The organism is Pauljensenia sp. C0254C2 (genome assembly GCF_056583835.1).
The window spans coordinates 95119-112981 of sequence record NZ_JBWPJO010000006.1; the positions used below are offsets into that span (position 1 = coordinate 95119).

At 59.8% G+C, this 17863-nt stretch carries 16 protein-coding genes; 12 read left to right on the plus strand and 4 right to left on the minus strand.

Annotation, left to right across the window (positions count from 1 at the left end; genetic code table 11):
* The first annotated feature begins 12 nt into the window (after positions 1-12).
* Both AC1DA5_RS06190 and AC1DA5_RS06195 read left to right on the plus strand, forming a co-directional pair.
* Positions 13-537 carry an NUDIX hydrolase gene (locus AC1DA5_RS06190; RefSeq protein WP_070727696.1) on the plus strand — a complete coding sequence of 175 codons (525 nt, stop codon included), beginning with the start codon at positions 13-15 and terminating at the stop codon, positions 535-537.
* A 238-nt stretch (positions 538-775) separates the two neighbouring features.
* Positions 776-1213, plus strand: a complete 438-nt coding sequence (locus tag AC1DA5_RS06195; RefSeq protein ID WP_070727960.1) for an Ohr family peroxiredoxin — start codon at positions 776-778, stop codon at positions 1211-1213.
* A 317-nt stretch (positions 1214-1530) separates the two neighbouring features.
* Here AC1DA5_RS06195 and AC1DA5_RS06200 read toward each other — a convergent pair whose 3' ends face one another.
* Positions 1531-2841 carry a M18 family aminopeptidase gene (locus AC1DA5_RS06200; protein WP_480289560.1) on the minus strand — a complete coding sequence of 437 codons (1311 nt, stop codon included), beginning with the start codon at positions 2839-2841 and terminating at the stop codon, positions 1531-1533.
* A 6-nt stretch (positions 2842-2847) separates the two neighbouring features.
* On the opposite strand from AC1DA5_RS06200, the gene AC1DA5_RS06205 reads away from it, so the two are divergent.
* Positions 2848-3360: a MarR family winged helix-turn-helix transcriptional regulator gene (locus AC1DA5_RS06205; protein WP_070727689.1), complete on the plus strand. Its 513-nt coding sequence runs from the start codon at positions 2848-2850 to the stop codon at positions 3358-3360.
* Positions 3361-3408: 48 nt separating this feature from the next.
* Here the strand turns inward: AC1DA5_RS06205 and AC1DA5_RS06210 are convergent, their stop codons facing one another.
* From AC1DA5_RS06210 to AC1DA5_RS06220, 3 genes are all read right to left on the minus strand, one after another.
* Complete coding sequence (locus AC1DA5_RS06210) at positions 3409-3864, minus strand: GNAT family N-acetyltransferase (protein ID WP_070727957.1); 456 nt, start codon at positions 3862-3864, stop codon at positions 3409-3411.
* Positions 3865-4075: 211 nt separating this feature from the next.
* Positions 4076-4858 (minus strand): CPBP family intramembrane glutamic endopeptidase, encoded by a 783-nt coding sequence (locus tag AC1DA5_RS06215; protein WP_070727954.1) that lies wholly within the window; start codon positions 4856-4858, stop codon positions 4076-4078.
* 315 nt (positions 4859-5173) lie between these two features.
* Positions 5174-6325, minus strand: coding sequence for an RsmD family RNA methyltransferase (locus AC1DA5_RS06220; RefSeq protein WP_058237293.1), 1152 nt, complete (start codon positions 6323-6325; stop codon positions 5174-5176).
* A 213-nt stretch (positions 6326-6538) separates the two neighbouring features.
* Between AC1DA5_RS06220 and dnaK the strand changes: the two genes are divergently transcribed.
* From dnaK to AC1DA5_RS06265, 9 genes are all read left to right on the plus strand, one after another.
* Complete coding sequence (dnaK, locus tag AC1DA5_RS06225; protein WP_058237292.1) at positions 6539-8422, plus strand: molecular chaperone DnaK; 1884 nt, start codon at positions 6539-6541, stop codon at positions 8420-8422.
* On the plus strand, positions 8419-9285 hold the full coding sequence (locus AC1DA5_RS06230) for a nucleotide exchange factor GrpE (RefSeq protein ID WP_413772601.1): 867 nt from the start codon (positions 8419-8421) through the stop codon (positions 9283-9285). The genes dnaK and AC1DA5_RS06230 overlap by 4 nt, the downstream gene beginning before the upstream one ends.
* Positions 9286-9364: 79 nt before the next feature.
* On the plus strand, positions 9365-10414 hold the full coding sequence (locus AC1DA5_RS06235) for a DnaJ C-terminal domain-containing protein (protein ID WP_058237291.1): 1050 nt from the start codon (positions 9365-9367) through the stop codon (positions 10412-10414).
* A gap of 3 nt (positions 10415-10417) precedes the next feature.
* Positions 10418-10951, plus strand: a complete 534-nt coding sequence (locus AC1DA5_RS06240) for a heat shock protein transcriptional repressor HspR (protein WP_058237290.1) — start codon at positions 10418-10420, stop codon at positions 10949-10951.
* Positions 10952-11124: 173 nt separating this feature from the next.
* Complete coding sequence (locus AC1DA5_RS06245; RefSeq protein WP_074026209.1) at positions 11125-12489, plus strand: Mur ligase family protein; 1365 nt, start codon at positions 11125-11127, stop codon at positions 12487-12489.
* Positions 12482-13228: a type 1 glutamine amidotransferase gene (locus tag AC1DA5_RS06250; RefSeq protein WP_058237289.1), complete on the plus strand. Its 747-nt coding sequence runs from the start codon at positions 12482-12484 to the stop codon at positions 13226-13228. The genes AC1DA5_RS06245 and AC1DA5_RS06250 overlap by 8 nt, the downstream gene beginning before the upstream one ends.
* A 149-nt stretch (positions 13229-13377) precedes the next feature.
* Complete coding sequence (clpB, locus tag AC1DA5_RS06255; RefSeq protein WP_082628590.1) at positions 13378-16077, plus strand: ATP-dependent chaperone ClpB; 2700 nt, start codon at positions 13378-13380, stop codon at positions 16075-16077.
* Positions 16078-16274: 197 nt separating this feature from the next.
* Positions 16275-17015, plus strand: a complete 741-nt coding sequence (locus AC1DA5_RS06260) for a TetR/AcrR family transcriptional regulator (RefSeq protein WP_074026269.1) — start codon at positions 16275-16277, stop codon at positions 17013-17015.
* A gap of 21 nt (positions 17016-17036) precedes the next feature.
* A complete protein-coding gene (locus AC1DA5_RS06265) occupies positions 17037-17831 on the plus strand; it encodes a serine hydrolase domain-containing protein (protein ID WP_058237891.1) in 795 nt (264 codons plus the stop codon).
* Positions 17832-17863: the final 32 nt, after the last annotated feature.

Sequence of the window (17863 nt, forward strand, 5' to 3'; positions counted from 1 at the left end):
TAGGGTAGATGCATGGCAACTCCTCCTTTCGTCCTTGAATTACGCTCCAAAATCGGACACGCACCGCTGTGGATACCAGGGTGCACGGCAGTCGTATTGCGTCCCGCTGCGTCTTCCTCATTGGCGAGGGTGACCGGCGCGAACGCTGACCTGGCTGATGTTGAAGTGCTGATGGTCAAGCGTGCTGACAACGGCAAGTGGACGCCCGTGACGGGAATCGTGGATCCAGGCGAGGAACCGGCTGCTGCAGCTGAACGTGAAATTCGTGAAGAAGCCGGTGTTGAAGCGGTTGCGCAGCGCCTCTTGTCGGTGGAGGTCGTGGGGCCTGTGACCTACCCGAATGGTGATGTGTCGAGTTATCTGGACTGCTCATTCGTGTGTGAATGGAAGCAGGGCGAGCCGTGGCCTGCCGACGGCGAGAACACAGAAGCGGCGTTTTTCCCAGCCAATGACCTGCCTCCTACTAATGAGCGCTTCCGAACTGCAATTAAGCGGGCACTGTCAGGTGAAGACGGGTCGGCGGTGTTCAATCGGTAGTACTCCATAGGCCCAAAGTGTGCAGCTTCTAACCGTTCGTAGATAGGACAGTGTGAGACACAACCACTTCCGCTCGAGGCGTGCAGATTCACCGTGCGTGCCGGTTATGGGGGATTAGTGGAGAGATTGGGGATTAGTGGAGAGCACGCTTGGCCAGCAGGGTAGATAGCGTGTGGCACTGTTTCACCGACTGGAACGGCACTTGCCGACAGATCGGGGACGTGGTGAGATTGAGCTCATGGCACATACACCTCAAAAAATCGTCTACAGAGTTGAAGCCGATTGCACGGGAGGTCGCGACGGAGCCGTCACGATTCCGACGCTGGACTTCCAGGCCGATCTGCGTACCCCGGAAAAGATGGGTGGCCCCGGTGGGGGACTGAACCCAGAAGCGCTGTTCGCCGCAGGCTACGGCGCATGTTTTCAAAGTGCGCTTGCACTTGCTGGAAAAGAACTCGGAGTTGACACGTCTGATTCGCTGGTTACCTGCTCCGTGGGGATCGGGCCTGAAGGTGAATCCTTTGCGCTGTCAGTCATGATCAATGTTGAGATTCCTGGCCTCGACGATGAGACGGTCAAGCGCGTGGCGACTCGCACGCACCAGCTGTGCCCGTATTCCAAGGCCATCGCTGACAACGTTCCGGTTCAGATCACAACCGGCCAAAAGTCGAAGTAAGGTCTTGTTCTTGTCAGTTCTCTAACTTTGTGTCAGGTGCGGGCTGCAGCGCGTGAGCTGTAGCCCGCACCTGTTGTGTACGTCCATTTTCATTGACCCAACTGTCGATCTCGGTCGACTATAGGGCGGGGGTGTTGCAATCCTGCCACTGTTTGTGCAGGTCAGGAGCTTTTGTCTGCGCGCACATCAGTCGACGCGTCGTCCAAATCGGCAGTTGGGGACAAGAGGGGGAGTGGAGACAGCCGGGCGCGAGAGGAAGCTGGAGGAAGGCAGCTGGGAGCCAGAGCGCAGGGCGCTGCGCAGAGCGCTTTCGTGCCTCAGGCTCCGCGCCAGTAGGCCTCCAGAATTGCACTGAGCGATTCAAGGTCGGCGACGTGGCTCATTTCGCGAGCCGAGTGCATCGACAGTAAACCGATCCCGACGTCGACCGTGCAGATTCCCAGACGCGTCGCCGTGATCGGGCCGATCGTGGTGCCGCATGGCATCGAGTTGTTGGACACGAAATTCTGCCAGGGGGCGTCAGCTGCCTGAGCCGCGCGTTTCCACAACGCGATCCCGGGAGCATCAGAGGAATACCGGCGGTTGGCGTTCAACTTCAACAGTGGTCCGCGGCCCATCACCGGGCGGTTGTCAGGGTCGTGCCGATCAGCATAGTTGGGATGCACGCTGTGCCCGGCATCAGCAGAGATACACGATGAGGCGGCCATCATCCGAGCCGTCCCGTCAAAGTCTCGACCCAGGCTCGCCGCCGTGCGACGCAGAATGTCTTCGAGGAACGGCCCGGCCGCCCCCGAACTGGTTGACGATCCTACTTCCTCATGATCAAAGCAGGCGAAAATCAGTACATCGTTGCCACTGATGCCGTCAGCCAGTAGGCGCTCTATTGCGGTGAGGCCGCTGTGCACCGATGACAAATTATCCTGACGGCCAGCAGCGACAAACTGTCCGTGCGATCCGAAGACGGCAGGCCCCTGCGAGGGAGTCAGGATTAGATCAAAGGATGCGATCTGATCGGCGTCATCCAGATCGACCGTATGAGCCACGAGATCAAGGACCGACGCGTCGTCCTCGTCAACAGTCCATACGGGCTTCATGTGCTGTTGCTTGTCGAGCACAAGGCCCTTGTCACTCACTGTACGGTCCAGGTGGATGGCCAGCTGCGGGATGCGTGCGAGTGGGCCGGTTGCGACCAGGCGCTGCTCGCCGCCTTGCGTGAGAATGCGTCCAGCGATTTTGAGTTCGCGATCCAGCCACGAGTTCAGCAGCATTCCGCCGTAAATCTCTGCGCACAGCTGCCCCCACCCGTCGGCGGTGGTGGCCTGCACAGACGGCTTGAGCACGAGAGCAGGGGAGTCAGTATGCGCGCCGACGATGCGGAACGCAGACGAGTCAGTGACAGACTCGGGGATCACGTACGCAATAACGGCACCGTCGCGGACAACCACGTGTCCACCCGGTGCCGTATCCCACGCGTCAGTTTCGCGCTGGCGCACGCACCCCGCATCCTCCAAACGTTGAGCAATGAGGTTAGCGGCGTGGTACGAGGACGGGGAATCGCTCAGAAAAGACAGATAATCGCAGGTAAAGGCACTGGCCGTCGCCGTGCCGGCAGGTTTCACGTTGGACATGACTCCATGGTAGGCGATGGAACAACGCCGGTGGAGTCGCCCTCGTCAATCCTGCCGAACGAACAGGCGACGACCAGTAAGGAACTGCGTCACAGTGTGCTCGAGGCGACGCGAACCGCCGTCGAACACGCGAGTGAGGCTCAGGAGTTCAGCTTGCCGGCGATCTCGACTGTGCGGCGAGCCATGTGGTCGAGCGCAGCCACTGTTTCCTCCGAACGCTTGTCGGTGTTCACCCGCTCAGGAATGACACGCGCGATCGCCCGTCTGGAAAAGCTCGGTCTTGTTGAGCGCACCCCGTCGTCCTCGGACAGACGATCAATGCTGGTGTCGTTGACGCCCGAGGGAAAGTGCACGCAGCAAGAAGCCGCTGTCATCACTCAGGAGCACGGCGCTCAGCTATTCGGTGCAGTCGCCACTGCAGATGAACGTCGCCGCGTTAAGCAGATTGGTCTGGATCTGCGCGCAGAGATGGGGGCGCGGCAAAGTGAAATGATTAAACAGGAAGACGAGGACGCCTAGACGTGCGGCCGCTGATAACCTGCTTGCGGGCAAAGAACCGCTGACGAACTACTTGCCGGCGGAGAAGCGGTACACGTTCGTCTCACGCAGCTCGAAACCGCACCGCTTGTACAGGCGGTTAGCTGCTTCGCGCGAGGGACGCGATGTCAGGTCAATCGTGCGTGCGCCAAGCTCCTGGGCAAAGTCAACCGCTGCTTCAACCAGCTTCTGGCCGGCACCCTGGCCGCGCGTACTGTCATCAACGACCACATCTTCCACCCAGGCACGCAAACCGGTGGGAATTGTGAAAGTGGCCAGTGTCAGCATCCCGGCGATCTGACCGGCAGCCACATCGCCCGCTGCCTCATCGGTGCGATAGATAAACAGATACACACCTGGTTGAGAAATAAAGTCGCGGATAGCGCCTTCCTCCATCGGCGCTGATGAGCGGGACAGCTGAGGGACGAGCAGCTTCATTGCTTCGGTCAGTTCGGGCGAAAAATCATCGACGCGTTCGATCGCCATGAGGCCTCCTGTGGGTTGCGCAATCTCCCTAGCATTGTGACACGATCGCCCGCCGTGCGTGCCAGTGACGCTCGGGCGCGTGGTGCTCAAGCGTGTGACGCTTGGGTGCGTGATGCTCAGGCGTGCGATGCGTGGGCGCGTGACGCTCGCGCTTGCGACGGTCGGGTATGTGACGTTCACATGTCTGTCGGCGCTCTGAGAGGCAACGCCTTCAGTGGGCCAGATCCTGCCTCTCGTGCAGCTGCTGATCCTCGCGCACGCGCAGGTTCTTCAGACAGAAGGTGCAGTACACCACCAAGAGCACAACGCAGAACGACAGGAGCGCTGCGTTGAAGGCCGTCTCGCTCATTGACAGCGACGAGGCCGCATCGGCGCTCGTTTTTTCGATGATGGCCAGAGAATTATTCAGGCTGTGGAAGACGATACATGGAACTAAGCTCTTTCCGTTGTAGAACAGCAATACAAGGGTGAAGCCGACGACGATTGCAAAAACGATCTGCATGAGTGTATTCATCAGCGGGGCGCCGTTGAGCAGGTTGACGATATGTCCCAGCCCGAACGTCAATGACGACACAATAATGGCTGCCATCAAATTGCTTTTCGCCATTGCCAGGAAGAGGAAACCTCTGAAGATTACTTCTTCCAGGAAACCGATACACGTCATCGAGACAATGAAAAGGATGGTTTCGACAGCGGTGTACCGGAAGTCAAAACCCGTGATCAATCCGCTGGTGGCAACGATCAAAATGGGGAGGAAAAACCAGGCTCTGTCGGCTGGATAGGGCGGCTTGATAAGCCCGTACTTTTTCGCCAGGCCATTGGAGATAATCCAGTACGCAAGAACTGCGACAAGGGCGATATGGAAGATCGCCGGGATCAACGCTGTGATCCCGATCTGGTCGGTGAGTTGCTGTGCAACGAGGGTCCCGCCGACGTAGATAGCAATCATGATGATTGCGAACGTTATTTCACTTTTCTGATACAACGCCTTCATCGTGACGCCTCGTTTCGTGGACGCGGGGATCGAGGAGTTGAACGACCTCACGTATGAGCCCGAAAGAGCATGACATGACTTTCTCGCAAAGCCGCTAATCTCAATGGTGTTTTCAGTGTAACCAGCGCGAATCAGGCCGTCGGTAACAAAATGATAAATGCGCGTCGGCTCATGTGGATGGGGAAGTTGTGTCGCTCCTTGTGGGGGTTGTGTGTATTTCAGGGGGCGTCCGCGCTCCTATCGAGCAGACTTGAGCAGTCAAACGTCTTTCAAGCAGGTCCGCTCCCTTATCGTATATTGAGCAAACCTTCGCCCTTACTGTGTTTCAAGCAAAACCGCACACTCGACATGGCGGGTGTGCGCGAACATGTCAAAAATGCGTCCCTGACTCACTTGATACGACGGCATGTGCGCGAGATCCTCAACCAGTGTTGCCGGATTACATGACGAGTACACGATGTGGTGCGCTCCGCACCCGTTGAGCCACGTCGCAAGCTCCTCACCCAGCCCGCGTCGGGGAGGGTTGACCACGATAGCATCTGGAACCGTGCGTTCGGACTGCTCTCGCGCCCACTTGGTCGCATCCGCCGCAATGAAACGCGTGCGCACACGCCTTGCTGCCACCTCCAGGTGCTGCGCAGCGTTCTTCGCAGCCTCGACAGCATCGCCGGAAATCTCCACGCCCGTCACATCCTGGACACCCGCGGCTGCAGCATTTAACGCAAACCCGCCCACGCCGCAATACAGATCCCACACGCTGCGAGCATCTACATCCGTCAGCCAGCTCGCCACCTGCATGTACAGTGCTGAAGCCACCCGCGTGTTGGTCTGAGTGAAGGAGCGCGGCCCAACCTGCAGTCGCGTCCGTCCAACCGTCATCGGCAGTGTTACCTCGTCGGTGAGGACGTACTCATCCGGCCCTTCGACCAATGCTGCGTGCGTGGGATGAATGTTGGCCGTCACCACTCGAATGGTCGGCACCGCCTGTCTGATTGCATCAAGATGAGTGCGCAGAGTCGACATGTGGCGGCGCGAGCGCAACACGAAGCGCACCATTAGTTGTCTGTCATCGCCTGCCGTCACAATGACGTACTTAAGGTCGCCTCGACGCCGTTTGACGCTGTACGGTTCGATGCGCATGCGCTCGATCAAACGGGCAAGTCGGGGGAGCTGATCGCGGATTGCAGGCACGACGATCGGGCAGTCTCGCAGGTCCTGCACGTTCAAATCCGCCCCCAGTATTCCCAGCCGCATGTTCAAGGGTGTCCCTCCCGCCACGAGTTTCACCTTGGAGCGAAAATCCCTCTGATGCGATGCAGCAGGTGCCAGCCACTGCAGATCGGGCGTGCCGAATTCAGTGAGGGCGCGACGAACCTTCGCATCCTTGTCTGCAAGTTGACGTTCGTACGGTGTGGGTAGCAGGGTACACGAATGGCACAGCCCGGCCTCGAAATACCCACATTGCATAGGGGAATTGTGTCACGGTGCCTGCGAGGGTGCCCGATCGCAAGGTGATGTGTCCGGAGGCTGTGTCGGCTTGCTCACATGTGACGAGGGAATAAACCTCACCGTGATGAAGTTGAGCATATTAGACTCAAGTTTGAGGTCGTAGGACTTGCCATGGCGTCATCCCCCCTCTAAACTTGAGTGCAACAGACTCAACTTGGAAGGATAGATTCAATGGCACGAGCAATTGGCATTGACCTGGGAACAACGAACTCCGCTATTGCGGTGTTGGAAGGTGGCGAGCCCACCATTATTGCCAACGCCGAAGGCGCGCGCACCACTCCCTCGGTCGTCGCATTTTCAAGCACCGGCGAAGTCCTCGTCGGAGAACTGGCCAAGCGGCAGGCCGTCACAAACGTTGACCGCACCATCTCGTCAGTCAAGCGCCACATGGGCACCGACTGGAAAGTGTCCATCGACGATAAGGATTACACCGCGCAGGAAATCTCCGCGCGTATCCTCGGCAAACTCAAGCATGACGCGGAAGAATACCTCGGTGAACCGGTGACCGATGCGGTCATCACCGTCCCCGCATACTTCTCTGATGCGCAGCGTCAGGCCACGAAGGAAGCCGGCCAGATCGCCGGACTGAACGTTCAGCGCATCGTCAACGAGCCAACCGCAGCAGCTCTGGCGTATGGCTTGGAAAAAGGTAAGGAAGATGAACTGATTCTGGTCTTCGACCTTGGCGGTGGCACGTTCGACGTGTCCCTGCTGGAAATCGGCAAGGATGATGACGGCTTCTCCACCATTCAGGTGCGTGCAACTGCCGGTGACAACAAGCTCGGTGGTGACGACTGGGATCAGCGCATCGTTGACTGGCTCATCCAGCAAGTCAAGTCCAAGTCAGGCGCTGACCTGTCGAAGGACACCGTCGCGCTGCAGCGCCTCAAGGAAGCAGCTGAGCAGGCCAAGAAGGAGCTGTCCTCGGCCTCGACCACGAACATTTCACTGCAGTACCTGTCGATGACGGCTGACGGCCCCATCCACCTGAACGAATCGCTTTCGCGCGCCAAGTTCGAGGAAATGACCTCTGACCTGCTTGACCGTACGAAGCAGCCGTTCCACGACGTGATTCGTGACGCAGGTATCCAGGTCTCCGACATTGACCACGTTGTGCTGGTCGGTGGCTCCACCCGTATGCCGGCAGTGGCTGAAGAGGTCCGCAAGCTGACCGACGGTCGCGAACCGAATAAGGGTGTCAACCCCGACGAAGTTGTGGCAATCGGCGCAGCCCTGCAGGCCGGCGTCATCCAGGGCGACCGTAAGGACGTTCTGCTCATCGACGTGACCCCGCTGTCCCTCGGCATTGAAACCAAGGGCGGGTTCATGACCAAGCTGATTGAACGCAATACCGCGATCCCGACGAAGTCCTCGGAGCTGTTCTCCACAGCGGAAGACGGCCAGACATCCGTGCTGGTTCAGGTCTACCAGGGTGAGCGCGAGTTCGCCCGCGACAACAAGCTGCTGGGAACCTTCGAACTGGGCGGCATCGCCCCGGCACCTCGCGGCAAGCCGCAGATCGAGGTCACCTTCGACATCGACGCCAACGGCATCGTGCACGTCTCTGCAAAGGATCGTGGCACAGGCAAGGAACAGTCGGTGACTATTACCGGTGGATCTGCCCTGCCTAAGGATGAGATCGACCGCATGGTGAAGGAAGCTGAAGCGCACGCCGCCGATGACAAGAAGCGTCGTGAGGAAGCTGAAACACGCAATACGGCCGAGCAGAAGGTCTACATGACCGAGAAATTCCTCAAGGATGACGGCGACAAGGTGTCAGAAGGTACGCGCAACGAGGTCCAGACGGATATCGACGCGGTCAAGAAGGCGCTCGAGGGTGACGACATCGAAGCAGTGAAGTCGGCTATGACCAAGCTCGACGAATCATCACTGAAGATCGGTCAGGAAATCTACGCCGCGCAGCAGGCCGAGGGTGACCAGGCCCAGGCTCAGGCAGACGCTCCGCAGGCCGGCGCCGGCCAGGCAGATGCATCATCGAGCGATGACGACGTCATTGACGCTGAAATCGTTGATGAGGAGGACGACGACAAGTGAGTGAGACACCGATGAACGACAAGAGCCAGACCGGGCCCTCCGAGTCTGATCCGCGCGTGTCGCCATCGGGTCCCACCGACCAGAACGCGTGTGCATCCGGCAAACAGTCAGATGCACACGCCGAGGGCAACGGCACCGGCAGCGCCTCACAGCATGGCGCTGCCGCCCGTGAGGCCGATGCGTCGCACACAGGTGATGCGTCTGAACCAGCAGGCTCAGCACGCGAAAACTCAGATGTAGACGATTCAGCTTCGACCGCCCCTCGCGATGGCACCACGTCCAATGAATCTGACGGCACCTCCGATGTCTGCGCAGACGATGTAAATAGCGAATTGGCTGATGGCGCCAATGCTGCGCCAGCAAGTACCGACGATATGTCCGCATTTGAGGATGATGTCGAAGATACCGAGCTGGCCAAGGCAATGGCACGAATCGGAGAGCTGGATGACGACCTGGCTCGGGCACGCGCCGACCTGTACAACCTGAACCAGGAGTACGGCAACTACGTGCGCCGTTCCAAGGAAGCTGCATCCGCCCACCGCGTGAGCGGTCAGCAGGAAGTGGCAGAAGCGCTGATTTCCGTCCTCGATGATATTCACGCAGCGCGTCAGCACGGCGACCTCGAAGACGGACCTTTCGCAGCGATCGCTAACAAACTTGAAGAAGTTCTCAAGAGTCAGTTCGCGATGGAACGCTACGGTGTGGAAGGGGACGACTTCGACCCCTCGCTGCACGAGGCGCTGATGGCACAAGCTAGTGAGGATGTCGACCACCCTGTGATCGGCCAGGTTCTGCAGCCCGGATACCGCATGGGTGAGAAGGTTCTGCGCCCCACGAAAGTGATGGTTCACAACCCACAGTGACACGTACAAGGACGGGCATTAACCGATGCCCACGAGAAAACGAACTGCTCACAGGCAGACAACCGGGAGATGAGGTGACATGAGCGGACAAGATTGGTTGGAAAAAGATTTCTACAAGACTCTGGGAGTCGGGAAAGACGCCGACGCGGCAGCCATTAAGAAGGCCTACCGCAAGCTTGCCCGAAAGTGGCACCCCGATCAGAATCCTGGAGATGCGAAAGCCGAAGAGCGTTTCAAGGAAATCGGTGAAGCCTACGCCGTCCTGTCAGATCCTGAACAGCGCAAACAATACGATGCGCTGCGCTCAATGGCAGGTGGCGGGGCACGATTCCAGGCAGGCCCCGGCGGCGCGGCTGGCGGAGCGGGCTTTGAAGACCTGTTTTCCAACCTGTTCGGCGGTGGCGGTGGGCCGGGTGGTCAGACCCGAGTGCGCTACAGCACCCAGGGCGGCGGCGGAGCAGGATTTGAGGATATGTTCTCGAACCTGTTCGGCGGCAGCGCCGGCGGACAGTCTGGCCCCTACGGGTCGGGCTCATTCGGTCAGGGAGCGCCCGGAGCAGGTTTTGGTGGTCCTCGACCCCAACGTGGAAATGACCTGCGTGCCTCCACTACACTGACGTTCCGCCAGTCCATGGAAGACACCACCGTGCGGATGACCGTTGACGGCCATTCGATGACGGTGCGCATCCCTGCCGGCGTGAAGGACGGTCAGAAGATCCGTCTGCGCGGCAAGGGGCGTCCCGGCTCAAATGGCGGGAAGAACGGTGACCTGATCGTCACGATCAACGTGGCTAGGCACCCTGTTTATTCGCGCGACGGTGACAACCTACGGATGCAGCTGCCGGTGACGATGTCGGAGGCAGCATTGGGCGCCAAAGTCAGCGTGCCTCTTCCTGACGGCTCACATGTCGCCATGAAGATCCCCGCAGGCACTCAGTCAGGCGCCGTATTGAGACTGCGCCACCGCGGAGCGCCCAACGGGAAGCGTCGTGGTGACCTGATGGTCGAGGTGCAGGTTGCTGTCCCCACGAAGCTCACGAAACAGCAGCGCGAGGCGCTCGACGCCTTCAGCGCGTCGCTGGGTGACTGGGATCCACGCGCTGACCTTGCAAAGCGGGCGGAGGCGTAAGACATGCTGCCTTCTCACTCGCAAACGACGTTCGTGATTTCTGTGGCGGCAGAACTGGCAGGCATGCATCCGCAGACGCTTCGGCAGTATGACCGCCTGGGCCTGGTGACGCCTGCCCGCACCAAGGGACGAGGGCGGCGCTACACGCACCGTGACATCCAACGTCTGCGCGCCGTCCAGGTCATGTCCCAGGAAGAGGGCATTAATCTGGCGGGAATTCGCAGAATCCTCGACCTGGAGCGGGCACTCGAACAGCTTGAAGGCGAACGTGACGCGCTCGAACATCAGCTCGATGAAGTCAGGCGGCGACGCGACCGTGTCTTTGCCGCCTCACCGACAGGTGAAGTCTCTTCACTGCGTCGTGGCGAGCGTCCGGGTTCGGCCCGGCGAGGTGCTGACACGCCGGTGGACACAGGCGCATCAACAGGGACTGAACTGACGTTCCACGGTGGAGCACTGGTCAGATGGGCGCCTACTCAGCTGATGGACCTGGTGAGTTTCTGGATGAATGACTGGCAAGCGCGTCGCGACGGCTAGGCTCAACCTCTACGCCTCTCGGGACGGGCAGGACCCGACCGATGCGCCCCACGAGGCGAGACCTCAGCGATATGCCCCACCATATCGACATGGAAGCGCATGTGCTTTTTCAAGGTCCGCACCACACCAGCTGAAAGTGGAGGTGCGGGCCTTTGCCGCGCTAATGTGACCTCATGACAGTGCCTCATGATTCGACCCGACCATCGTCGAACTCGTCGCGATCCCTTCGCTCCCGCGTGGCAACGGGAATTGGATCGCTGGCTCGCACCGCCTCTCGTGCTCTGGGACGAGGTTCAGGCGGAATGATCGGTGGGAGAGTCGCCCTCGCACTGGCTCCAAACGTTCTTTCGGAAGTGTCCCGAGGGTGCCGTTGCGTCACAGTCACCGGCACGAACGGTAAATCCACGACGACGCGAATGATTCGCGCAGCGCTGTCCACACGCGGGCAGGTTGCCTCGAACGTGAACGGCGACAACATGCCGCCCGGCATTGTCAGTGCGTTCATGATGGCGCCTCGCGCACAATTCGCTGCACTGGAAGTCGATGAAATGCACCTGCCGATCGTTGCCGGACAGGTCAACCCTGCAGTGATGGTGCTGCTCAACTTGTCACGCGACCAGCTGGATCGTGTCGGTGAAATCGGCACAGTGGAGCGGCGGCTGCGTCAGGCAGTCAATGCCCACCCCGATGCAACCATTGTTGCGAACTGTGATGATCCCCTGATCGCTTCAGCCGCATGGGATGCGAAGTCGGTGATCTGGGTGGCAGCCGGTACCACGTGGGGGGCGGACTCAGCAGGATTTCCCCGCGGCGGCAGGCTCGTGCGTCAAGGCGATGATTGGCATGTAGTCGGGGCAGACCACCCCTATCGGCGTCCCGAACCTGACTGGTGGCTGGAAAAGGTCGAGGCGTCCGGCCAGGCGACACTTCGTTCGCGCGAGGGCCACGCCACCGACGTGAAACTGAATTTGCCTGGAGCAGCGAACCTCGGCAACGCGGCGCACGCGATCGTGGCTGCGCATCAAGTGGGCGTCGACATTGACGGCGCGAGTCGGGCGATCGGTGAGGTCAGAGAAGTAGCAGGGAGGTATTCCACTCACGAGGTCAATGGTCGCCGCGTGCGTATGATGCTGGCGAAGAACCCGGCCGGGTGGCAGGAAGCCATGACGATGGTGGATGCCACTGCGAACGGACTGGTCATCGCGGTGAACGGGCAGATCCCTGATGGCGAAGACCTGTCATGGCTGTGGGACGTGGACTTTTCAGTGCTCCAACAGTATCCGTGCGCCGAACGCGTCGTGGCGTCGGGGGAACGCGCGGCGGATCTGGCTGTGCGCCTCGAATATGCAGGCATCCACTGTGAATGTGTGCCCGACACGATCGAGGCATTGACGCGCTGTGCTGAAGGACGCATCGAATTCCTGGCAAACTACACGTCATTTCGTGACACGAAACGTGAAATTGACCGGCGCGAAAAAGAACGCCACGCCGGTACGCAGAGCACGCAGACGACGGCCGAGGGAGGACGCGATGAGTGAATCAACCTTGCGGATCGGTGTGCTCTACCCCGAAGTACTGGGCACGTACGGCGATACCGGCAACGCGGTGGTGCTGTGCGAACGCGCACGCAGGCGCGGAATTGATGCTGACATCATCAGCGTCGACCTGGACACATGCGTGCCTGAAGACCTTGACCTGTACACCCTGGGTGGGGGAGAGGACACCGCCCAGGCTCTCGCCGCTCGAAAAATGAGTGACGGCACCGGGCTGAAACGCGCTGTTGAGCGGGGTGCCCCCATTCTGGCGATCTGCGCCTCCCTGCAGGTGCTGGGCCAATGGTACGAGGATGCTAACGCAGTGCGCGTGCCCGGTTTGGGATTCCTGGACGTCACCACCGCACCTCAGGGCAGCAGAACTATCGGTGAGATTCTCACCACGCCCCGAATCGACGGGCTGACCGACCTGCTCACAGGATTTGAAAATCATGGCGGTGCCACAACATGCGGACCGGATGCCACGCCACTGGGAACCGTCATCCGCGGAACGGGCAACGGCGTCAATACAGGCGACGGAGCATGCGACGGTGTCCACCAGGGGTCTATCATCGCCACCTATATGCACGGCCCCGTCCTGGCGCGCAACCCGCAGCTGGCTGACTACCTGCTGAGCCAGGCAATGGGAATAGCGATGACAGACCTGTCTGAACTGACTGTTCCCGGCGTGCAGCGCCTGCGCGAAGAACGCCTGCAGGCTGTGCACAGTGAGGTCGGCAACTGAACTCCTGAATCACAAAGTTGAGTGGAATAGACTCAAGGCGTGTGTCGTTGTAATGAGTAGATCAGACAACGAAGCCCGTCAGACTCCCTCGTTGACCGAAAACTAACGGTCCGGAAGGTGGCTGAGGGGCAACACTTTAGGAGGTACACGTGAGCGAAGAGTTCACAACGAAGGCTCAGGAAGCCATCGGATCGGCGCTGCAGTCAGCGGCAGCCGCATCCAATCCGCAGGTCGAGCCCCTGCATCTGCTGGGCGCACTGCTCGAACAAAACGAGGGTATCGCCCTGTCCCTGCTGGCAAGCGTTGGAGCAGACCGGAAGGTCGTGGGCGCACGCACCCGCAGCGCTTTGGTGAAACTGCCCTCCACACAAGGTGCCACGACCACTCAGCCCGCCACATCCCGCACGCTGCTCACCGTCATCACCGACGCGCAGCGCAGGGCGAAAGAGGGCGGGGACCAGTACACGTCAACCGAACACCTGCTCATCGCGCTCGCAGCCTCGGGCACGGATGCAGGAAAGATCCTGACCGATCAGGGGGCGACGGAAGAAGCGCTGACCCGTGCACTTTCGCAGCTGCGCCCTGACCCGATCACGTCGGCCAACCCCGAAGGCTCATTTGAAGCACTCGAGAAATACGGTCGCGACCTGACGCAGGTGGCGCGTGAAGGAAAACTCGACCCGGTCATCGGCCGTGACAACGAGATCCGCCGCATCATTCAGGTCCTGTCACGACGCACGAAGAATAACCCTGTGCTGATCGGTGAACCCGGTGTCGGCAAGACCGCTGTGGTCGAAGGCTTGGCGCAACGAATTGTTGCCGGTGACGTGCCCGACTCGCTCAAAGACAAACGAGTCGTGTCACTGGACATCTCATCGATGGTGGCAGGTGCCAAGTATCGTGGCGACTTCGAGGAGCGATTCAAAGCCGTTCTCAACGAAATCGCACGTTCGGACGGGCAGATCATCACTTTCATTGATGAGCTGCACACAGTTGTTGGCGCCGGTGCCGCTGAAGGATCAATGGATGCGGGCAACATGCTCAAACCCATGCTGGCGCGCGGCGAGCTGCGGATGGTGGGTGCCACCACACTGGACGAGTACCGCGAAAACATCGAAAAGGACCCTGCACTGGAACGCCGTTTCCAGCAGGTCTTTATCGGGGAGCCGTCAGTGGAGGACACCATCGCCGTTCTGCGCGGCATTGCACCCAAGTACGAAGCACACCACAAAGTCACGATTTCCGACGGTGCCCTCGTCGCTGCTGCGCAACTGTCCGACCGCTACATTACCGGGAGGCAACTACCCGACAAGGCGATTGACCTGATTGACGAGGCCGCATCCAGGCTGCGTATGGAACTGGATTCCAGCCCCGTGGAAATTGATCAGCTGCGTCGCCAGGTGGACAGGCTGCGCATGGAGGAATCCTACCTTGCCGAGTCCGATCCCGATCAGGGGGATGCTGCCACGCAGGAACGCCTGGTGAAGCTGCGCAAGGACCTGGCTGACCGGCAGGAAGAACTCAACGCGCTGACCAGCCGGTGGGAGGCTGAAAAGGCCGGGCACAACAAGGTCGGTGACCTGCGTGTCACGCTCGATGACCTGCGCACTCAACTGGAGCTGGCGATCCGCCAGAACAAATGGGAGGAAGCCGGTCGCTTGCAAAACGGCGAGATCCCCGCTGTCGAACACCAGATCGAGCAGGCCGAGTCGGAAGCCGAACGTGACGCGGCAGACGGCAGCACGCCTGAGCCGATGATCGCGGAGAAAGTCGATGCCACCACCATCGCGGAAGTTGTCGAGTCATGGACCGGAATTCCTGTGGGGCGCCTGCTCCAGGGGGAAACCGAGAAACTGCTTGAGATGGAAGACGTGATCGGCAAGCGACTGATCGGTCAGAAGAAGGCTGTTCGCGCCGTAGCCGATGCGGTGCGTCGTTCGCGCGCCGGGCTGTCTGACCCGAACCGTCCCGATGGATCATTCCTGTTCCTCGGACCCACTGGTGTCGGTAAGACCGAGCTGGCACGCTCGCTGGCGGACTTCCTCTTCGACGATGAGCGCGCCATGGTGCGAATCGACATGAGCGAGTATTCCGAGAAGCATTCGGTTGCTCGCCTGGTCGGATCTCCGCCCGGATATGTCGGATACGAGGAAGGCGGTCAGCTCACCGAGGCCGTTCGCCGCCGCCCGTACTGCGTCATTTTGTTGGACGAGGTCGAGAAGGCCGATCCTGAGATCTTCAACATCCTGTTGCAGGTCCTGGACGACGGGCGACTGACCGACGGGCAGGGACGCACGGTTGACTTCCGCAACACGATCCTCATTCTGACATCGAACCTGGGCTCACAGTTCCTCGCCGACAGCGCGCTGTCACAGCAGGAACGCCATGACGCGGTCATGCAGCAGGTGCGGATGGCATTTAAACCTGAGTTCCTCAACCGTCTTGATGAGGTCCTCATGTTTGAACCGCTCACCAGTGAAGAGCTGGCGCAGATCGCAGACCTTCAGGTTGCGGCGCTTGCCCGTCGATTGGCTGACCGGCGCATCGCGCTGACGGTGACCGAACCGGCACGCCGATGGCTGACTCGTGCAGGATACGATCCGGCCTATGGTGCTCGTCCGTTGCGTCGCACTGTTCAGCGCGAGGTGGGGGACCGACTGGCCACGATGATTCTGTCCGGCCAGGTGCATGACGGTGACGAAGTGCGCGTGGATGTCAGCGAGGATCTCAGATCCCTGACGATGCAGCGCGTCAGGCCATCCGAGCCTGATGGCGACGAGTATGGCGATCATTCGCCGGACCACAGCGCCGAGCAAAGCGAATACACGCCGGACGACAGCGCCGAGTAAGCGTCGGGAAATCCTGCACCCGCCGATCCTGACAGGTAAAATCGCAAGTGAATAATTGGTGGGGTGATCACTGGTGCCGCCTTCGTCTAGTTTGGCGAGGGCGGCTCAGTTTGATGCCGAGTTGCAGATAGACTGGGGACGGATCTATCCGTGGCGCATTCAAAGCACCGGTTCAAAGACATGTTGAGGTGGCAATCGTGACGACAGGGCGCAAGAATCGCGGTTCATACTCGACTGGCCTGGCCACCCGCGAATCTATCCTGAACGTGGCGATGTCGCTCATCTCGCGCCGTGGCTTCGCCGGCATATCATTGCGTGACATCGGTCGTGAAGTGGGAATATCCCATCCTGCGGTCATCTACCACTTCCCATCAAAAGAAGCGCTGCTGGGTTCTGTGATCAACCGCATGGAGGAACGAGCGGGGCTGGTTGATTTCGTGGAAGACGCCGAAAATGGCCGGACCGTTCAGGCGCGCGTCATTCCCGAAACGCTGTTCGACTTTGCGATCGCCATGATGAGATTGGCGAACAACCCGGATGTCTCGATGATTATTGACCTGGAGTGCATTCTTGCAGTCGAAGCAGCATCAACGACGCACCCTGTTCACGATCACTTCGTCGCGAGGATCTATGCGATCCACGATTTCCTGCGCGACGAGGTGACCCGCTTGGCATCTGAGGGCATTGTCAAGACCGATCTCAGTCCGGCGTTCCTGGCGAAAACCCTTATGCAGATATGGTTCGGCCTGTCTCTGCAGGCCCGCTACTCCGACGATGAGGAGACGGGGCTCCAAACAGTGGCTATCTTCCTGGCACAGACCCACCGACTCCTCGGACTGGATTCGGACACAACACTGAAAGTGGGCCAGGCGATCCCTGAAGAAGTCGGTGACGTTTATGCACGTTTCCTGCGAGTGGCAGGGACTCTCAGTTCGTAACCTGGAGGCATAGTGGCTGACATGGATCTGTACCCCGTCCCGTTCGAACACGCGCTCGCAGTGCTGCGCAGCGACCGCACGCTGTATGTGCAAGGCGATGAGTCAGTGGTCTACCCTCTGGCATCGGTCACGAAAGTCATCGCCTCACGCGCCATCCTTGTGGCAATTGACCAGCACCTGATGAACCTTGATGATCCGCTGGGGCCGACAGGATCTACCGTGCGTCACCTGCTGGCTCACGCCTCCGGAATTGCAGCCGACTCGCGCGAGGCGCAGGTGCCCCCAGAAACGGTGCGGATCTATTCCAACGCAGGCTTCGACATCTTAGGGGAGGCAACAAGCGAGGCCACAGGTGAAGAACTCAGTCGCTGGATCGAGCTGAGTGTCCTGGAGCCGCTGGGAATGACAACAGCAGATGCGCCCGGATCTCCTGCTTATTCCGCGGTTGGAAGTGCGGCGGATCTGATTGCTCTGGCTCAGGAGCTCCTCGCTCCCACGCTGATCAGCGAGGACCTTGATCAACAATCCGTGTCAGTGCAGTTCCCTGATCTGGATGGCTTCGTGCCTGGATACCGTAAGCACCGCCCGTGCCCCTGGGGGCTGGGCGTGGAGATCCGCGGCCACAAATCGCCGCATTGGACATCTCAGCATGCCGACCCCGCCACGTTTGGGCACTTCGGAGTGTCCGGCTCGTTCATCTGGGTTGATCGTGGTCGAGACCTGGCGGCTGTATTCGTCGGCACAGAGAAGTTTGGCAGTTGGCACAAGAAGAATTGGTGCCTGCTCAATGATCAGATTCTTGAGCGCTTCGCATAAGGGCACTGCTGGCGACGCCTTGCAACGGTGCC

Excerpts from the sequence above, each read along its gene's own strand:
- AC1DA5_RS06190 (WP_070727696.1), top strand. The coding sequence starts at position 13 with ATGGCAACTCCTCCTTTCGTCCTTGAATTACGCTCCAAAATCGGACAC.
- AC1DA5_RS06195 (WP_070727960.1), top strand. The coding sequence starts at position 776 with ATGGCACATACACCTCAAAAAATCGTCTACAGAGTTGAAGCCGATTGC.
- AC1DA5_RS06200 (WP_480289560.1), bottom strand. The coding sequence starts at position 2,841 with ATGTCCAACGTGAAACCTGCCGGCACGGCGACGGCCAGTGCCTTTACC.
- AC1DA5_RS06205 (WP_070727689.1), top strand. The coding sequence starts at position 2,848 with ATGGTAGGCGATGGAACAACGCCGGTGGAGTCGCCCTCGTCAATCCTG.
- AC1DA5_RS06210 (WP_070727957.1), bottom strand. The coding sequence starts at position 3,864 with ATGGCGATCGAACGCGTCGATGATTTTTCGCCCGAACTGACCGAAGCA.
- AC1DA5_RS06215 (WP_070727954.1), bottom strand. The coding sequence starts at position 4,858 with ATGAAGGCGTTGTATCAGAAAAGTGAAATAACGTTCGCAATCATCATG.
- AC1DA5_RS06220 (WP_058237293.1), bottom strand. The coding sequence starts at position 6,325 with ATGCAATGTGGGTATTTCGAGGCCGGGCTGTGCCATTCGTGTACCCTG.
- dnaK (WP_058237292.1), top strand. The coding sequence starts at position 6,539 with ATGGCACGAGCAATTGGCATTGACCTGGGAACAACGAACTCCGCTATT.
- AC1DA5_RS06235 (WP_058237291.1), top strand. The coding sequence starts at position 9,365 with ATGAGCGGACAAGATTGGTTGGAAAAAGATTTCTACAAGACTCTGGGA.
- AC1DA5_RS06240 (WP_058237290.1), top strand. The coding sequence starts at position 10,418 with ATGCTGCCTTCTCACTCGCAAACGACGTTCGTGATTTCTGTGGCGGCA.
- AC1DA5_RS06245 (WP_074026209.1), top strand. The coding sequence starts at position 11,125 with ATGACAGTGCCTCATGATTCGACCCGACCATCGTCGAACTCGTCGCGA.
- AC1DA5_RS06250 (WP_058237289.1), top strand. The coding sequence starts at position 12,482 with ATGAGTGAATCAACCTTGCGGATCGGTGTGCTCTACCCCGAAGTACTG.
- AC1DA5_RS06265 (WP_058237891.1), top strand. The coding sequence starts at position 17,037 with ATGGATCTGTACCCCGTCCCGTTCGAACACGCGCTCGCAGTGCTGCGC.